8 protein-coding genes are annotated in these 4794 nt (G+C 63.8%); 1 reads left to right on the forward strand and 7 read right to left on the reverse strand.

What is annotated here, in order from left to right; translation table 11 throughout:
* Nucleotides 1-18: 18 nt before the first annotated feature.
* Complete coding sequence (locus tag VEK15_20305; GenBank protein ID HXV63054.1) at nucleotides 19-276, reverse strand: type II toxin-antitoxin system RelE/ParE family toxin; 258 nt, start codon at nucleotides 274-276, stop codon at nucleotides 19-21.
* The gene (locus tag VEK15_20310; protein HXV63055.1) at nucleotides 276-503 is read right to left on the reverse strand and encodes a hypothetical protein; all 228 of its coding nucleotides are present in this window, start codon (nucleotides 501-503) and stop codon (nucleotides 276-278) included. Before VEK15_20310 ends, VEK15_20305 begins: the two co-directional genes overlap by 1 nt.
* A gap of 284 nt (nucleotides 504-787) precedes the next feature.
* Between VEK15_20310 and VEK15_20315 the strand changes: the two genes are divergently transcribed.
* Nucleotides 788-1492 (forward strand): DUF4388 domain-containing protein, encoded by a 705-nt coding sequence (locus VEK15_20315; protein HXV63056.1) that lies wholly within the window; start codon nucleotides 788-790, stop codon nucleotides 1490-1492.
* 3 nt (nucleotides 1493-1495) lie between these two features.
* On the opposite strand, the gene cobU is transcribed toward VEK15_20315, so the two are convergent.
* The 5 genes from cobU to VEK15_20340 form a co-directional block, all read right to left on the reverse strand.
* Nucleotides 1496-2035 (reverse strand): bifunctional adenosylcobinamide kinase/adenosylcobinamide-phosphate guanylyltransferase, encoded by a 540-nt coding sequence (cobU, locus tag VEK15_20320; protein HXV63057.1) that lies wholly within the window; start codon nucleotides 2033-2035, stop codon nucleotides 1496-1498.
* On the reverse strand, nucleotides 2008-2739 hold the full coding sequence (gene cobS, locus VEK15_20325; protein ID HXV63058.1) for an adenosylcobinamide-GDP ribazoletransferase: 732 nt from the start codon (nucleotides 2737-2739) through the stop codon (nucleotides 2008-2010). Before cobS ends, cobU begins: the two co-directional genes overlap by 28 nt.
* Entirely contained in the window at nucleotides 2736-3725 is a 990-nt protein-coding gene (cobT, locus tag VEK15_20330; protein HXV63059.1) for a nicotinate-nucleotide--dimethylbenzimidazole phosphoribosyltransferase, read from the reverse strand. Before cobT ends, cobS begins: the two co-directional genes overlap by 4 nt.
* Nucleotides 3719-4261, reverse strand: a complete 543-nt coding sequence (locus tag VEK15_20335; protein HXV63060.1) for a cob(I)yrinic acid a,c-diamide adenosyltransferase — start codon at nucleotides 4259-4261, stop codon at nucleotides 3719-3721. The genes cobT and VEK15_20335 overlap by 7 nt, the downstream gene beginning before the upstream one ends.
* Nucleotides 4262-4275: 14 nt before the next feature.
* Nucleotides 4276-4794: iron ABC transporter permease (locus VEK15_20340; GenBank protein HXV63061.1), on the reverse strand; the 519-nt coding region annotated here is incomplete at its 5' end.

Genomic DNA, 4794 nt, shown 5'->3' on the forward strand with positions numbered 1-4794 from the left:
GATGCGGCGAGGGAGGCTCTACTTTCGATAGACCTCGGAACGGTGGCCCAAAGTGATGAAGATGAGCTCGTCTTGCTGAACCTTGTAGATCAGGCGCCAATCGCCCACTCGCAGCTTGTACAGGCCCTTGAACTGGGCTCCCTTCAGCGGCAGCGGAGCGAGTTGGCCGAAAGGCGTCCGGAAGAGCTCTTTCAACTTATTCCTGACCTGCTTCTGGACGTCGTTATCGAGACGTTCGAGCTCCTCGATGAACTCGTGGAGGTACAGGATCTGCACTATTTCCGCGAGCGGCGCTTCGAGAAGTACGACTGATGGCGAATGGGTGCGACCGCCTGCTGGCTGAGAACCCTCTGGGCCTTCGTTCCAAAGTAGAAGTCTTCCATTACCTCGCGAAGCGCATGCTCGGTGAACTTCCCCACCTGGAGAAAATGAGTCTCGCAGAACTCGCGGAACTCCTTCGCAAACTTGGGGTCCACTTTCACGCTCAATGTAGTGGTCGCCATACGTGGAGTATACTTTTTGTGACCGTTGAGGGAAAGTCTGGTCTTCGGGGAGAGTGACCCAGACTCGAAGAATGTGAATCGCCGCACGCGGCGCCGAAAGGCGGGCCCTCCACGCTCTCGGGCTTCGTGGTCGCCTTATCGGGTGCGGGTCTCCTCCCCCACTCTAAATCACATCGCCTGGGTGTATTTCGTGACACCATGCAGCGGTTACACCCCCGATTACGTCTGCTGGATCCGGACGTTCACCTCGACCACGTCGGCTCCTCGTGTGCGAGGTATGTTCCATGCATCCTGTCGTTGCGGCGACCTTGCGAAGGCTCGAGCGTGAGAAGCGTAGCGGCGTTATTCGAACGATGGCCGCCGCGGAGATCGATACCGAGCGCGCCGTCCTCTTCGAAAACGGTGGAATCGTCGGTGCACGCTCGTCGTCCATGGACGAGCGGCTCGGCGAAGTGATGGTGCGGCGCGGGCGCATCAGCGAAAGCCAGCTCGAAGCTGCCTCCGTCGTCGTGATATCCACGGGAAGGCGTCTCGGCGACGTTCTCGTCGCTCTGAAGATCGTCGCACCTCAAGAGCTCGACGCCTTCGTCCGCGCCCAACTCACCGAGATCGCGAGTATGCTGCTGCGGAACCCACCACGAAAGCTGGAGTTCCGGACTCGCTCGGAATTCAACAAGGTTCTGGAGCGGCCCGTCCGGGTGGCCGACGCGATCCTGGAGGCGTCCCGGCACGCCTTCGACAGCGAAGCTCTCCTGGCACTGAATCAAATTCCCCGACTCACGCCCGAGTCGAATGAGATTCTCGATTACATCCACCTCGCGTCCCATGAAGCCTTCGTCCTCTCCCGCTGTGACGGGCGTACCCAGGTCCAGAGCATCATGGCGCAGGTCCCGCTCCCCCAGGAAGATACGGCACGCATCCTTCTGGGTCTCGAGCTCGCGGGGGTCATTCAACTGAGAGGCACGGCGGTCGCGGAGGACGAGCCCTGAGCTTCAACGGATCTCGACGGGTAGACCGGCAACGACGAGCACCACGCGGTCGGCTTCGCGCGCGATGAATTGATTCGCGAGCCCCTGGAGATCCCGAAACTCTCGGGCGACGGTCGACTCGGGAACGAGGCCGGAACCCACCTCGTTGCTGACGACGACGAGATTTCGACCGCGCGCGAGCTTGGTCAAGGACTTCAGAGCTTCGAGAACGAGCCGTTCGCGATCGTTGCGACTACGGTCGCGATGCTCACAGAGAAGGTTCGATATCCAGAGCGTGACGCAGTCCAGGAGCACGGCCGTACCCTCGGGCTGTTCGGCCAACGCGGCTACGACATCGAGCGGCTCCTCGATCGTCTTCCAATGTGAAGGTCGCTCGGCCCGATGCCGCTCGATTCGATCCACCATCTCGGAATCGGACGCTGTCGCCGTGGCGACGAAGACGACCGACTCGGACGCGTCCCACAGGGATCGGGCGTAACGGCTCTTGCCGCTGCGGGCACCGCCGAGGACGAGGGTCAGCATGGCGAAGGTGACGATGTCCATCCCACGGCGGCAACGAGAGCCGCGGTCTCCGCAAGCTCAGTGTTCGCGCCGAGCACGTCCCCGGTGATTCCACCCAATCGGCGCCAAGCGATCGCGAGGACGAAGAACGACGCCAGTACGACGGCCCCCGCAGAATACAAGACGAAACGAGGCGGCGCGACGAGCGACAGGCACACGCACGAGAGCGTGGCTCCGATGAGCTCGACCGAGCCCACGTGCACGCTCAGTGCCAGCCCGATACCGTCGCGGCGCGCATAAGGGAGGCCCATGCTCACCGGCACGCTCGCCCACCGGGCCAAAGCGGGCGCCACGATCAACGCTCTGGCGTCGGGAAGCGATTCGATGGCCGCCACTTTGACCGCGAGCAGCAGGGCCACGGCGACGGCGCCGAACGCTCCCACCCGCGGGTCCTTCATGATCTCGAGTACGTCCTCGCGTGTCCTGCCGCCGGCCAGACCATCGGCGAAATCGGCCAGGCCGTCGAGGTGCATCGCTCGCGTGAGCCAGGCGGACAGCGTCACGGCCAGTGCCGCGGTGAGAAGAGGCGGGAACGGCGCGAGAGTCCAGAGCAGCAGCAGAACGGACCCGATTGCCGCGCCCACGAGAGGAAAGAACACGGTCGAGCGACCGACGTCCTCGTCGTCGAAATGGCGAGGAATCGGAATTCGCGTCAGAAAGGCGAAGGCAGCCAGTAGTCTCGTCATGTTCTCCCGGAGACTCCGGCACTCTCGAACGTCGCCATTCCATTGTGGGCTTCGACGGCTGCGGCGATGATCGGCATCGCGAGCGCCGACCCCGTACCCTCGCCGAGGCGCAGGCTCAGGTCCAGTAGCGGATTCCCGCCCATCCAGTCGAGCAGGACGCCATGCCCCGGCTCGCGTGACCGGTGCGAGAAGAATGCGTACTCCTTCACCAGAGGCTGGATTTTCCAGGCGATGGCGAACGCCGCGGTCGTGATGAACCCATCGACGAGGATCGCCATCCGGCGAGCGGCGGCTTCGAGACAAAATCCCGCGAGGGCGGCCATCTCCAGGCCTCCGACGCACTCGAGAACGCGCAGCGGCTCCTCGGAAGAGAGCTCATGAAGCTCGAGGGCCCGGGTGACGACATCCGTCTTCGTACGAATGCCGCTCTCGTCGAGCCCGGTGCCGGATCCCGTGACCTCGACGGGTCGCGCGCCGGTCAAGGCAGCGGAGACCGCGCTCGCCGCGGTCGTGTTGCCGATACCCATCTCCCCGAGCCCGGCGAGCACGACCCCTTCGTTGCTGGCCTGGTGCGCCTTCTCCGCGCCTTTCGCCAGTGCCGCCTCGAGCTCGCCTCGGCTCATCGCCCGTTTTCTCGTGAAGTTGCGCGTTCCGCTTCCCACCCCGACGTCGACCACGTCGACCCGCGCTTCCGCAACCCGTGCCAGCGCATTGATCGCCGCGCCTCCCGAGGCGAAGTTCCAGAGCATCTGCCGCGTGACGCGCGAAGGATAGGCGCTCACTCCTTCCTCGGTCACTCCGTGATCGGCAGCGAAGACGAAAATGCACCGATCGCGAGAGACCGGATCCTCCCGACGCTGGATGGCGGCGAGACGCACCGCGATCTCCTCGAGGCGCCCGAGACTTCCCTGAGGCTTCGTCAGCTGGAGCTGCCGCTCCCTGGCCCGGTCGGCGTAGACCTCGCTCACAGGCTCGATCGCTACCATGCGCGCGACCAGTTTGGCCCCTCGCCCTCCCGGAGCCGGGAGTCGACGCCCGCGTCCTTCTCGATAAGACGGCCGAAGAGCCAGAGCAAATCCGAAAGGCGGTTCACATAGGCGAGCACGCTCTCGTCGACTTTCCCACGCGACTCGCGCAGGTGCACGAGTACCCGCTCGGCACGGCGACACACGGTTCGTGCGACGTCGTAGGCTGCCGAAGCGGTGTTCTCGCCGGGAAGAGCCCAGTCTCCAATGATGCCCTCGATGTTCTCGATTTCCTCGACCTGTTTCGTGAGTCGGTCGACCGTCTCGGCTGGGAGCCCCTTCTCGAGCGACGCGCTCACGTGGAAGAGCTCTTTCTGGATGAACTTCGTCGTCTCACGGACCCGCTCGTTCGGGCAAATCGAGCGTGCGAACCCCATGACCGAGCCGAGCTCATCGAGCGCACCATAGGCCTCGATACGAGAATCCGCCTTCGATACCCGACCACCGCCTACGAGGGCCGTCTCCCCTTTGTCCCCTCTCTTCGTGGAAATACTCATCGTGCTTCTCCCGATTACATTGCTGCGTAGCGCCTCCTTCGGCCCAGCAGCAACAAGAACAACGGTCCACCCAAGAGCGCCGTGAGCGCCCCTACGGGAAGCTCGCTCGCTCCCAGTATCGTGCGCGCCAGTGTGTCGGCCAGCACCAGAAACGCGGCTCCCAAGAGCATCGAGCACGGCAACACCGTTCGCAAGTCCTCTCCAAAGAGGAGTCTCACCGCGTGCGGCACGATGAGCCCCACGAAGCCGATCGGCCCGGCCACCGCCACCGCCACTCCCACGATCAGGGACGAGGCCATGTAAACGAGCTTCTCGGTGCGTGCGACGTTGACTCCGAGCGCGGCGGCGGACTCCTCGTCGACGGCAATCAGATGAAGGTCGCGCGTCGTCGCCAAGAGCACCAGGAGTCCGGGAACCACGAACACCAGCATGCGCCAGATCAAATCCATGCCGACCACGTCGAGGCTTCCAACCATCCACCGCAATATCTGCAGGGCGCGCGTGTAGTCCGTCACGAACTGGATCATGAGAAC

The sequence above is a fragment of the Vicinamibacteria bacterium genome (assembly GCA_035620555.1).
In the GTDB taxonomy this organism is placed as follows: Bacteria; Acidobacteriota; Vicinamibacteria; order Marinacidobacterales; family SMYC01; genus DASPGQ01.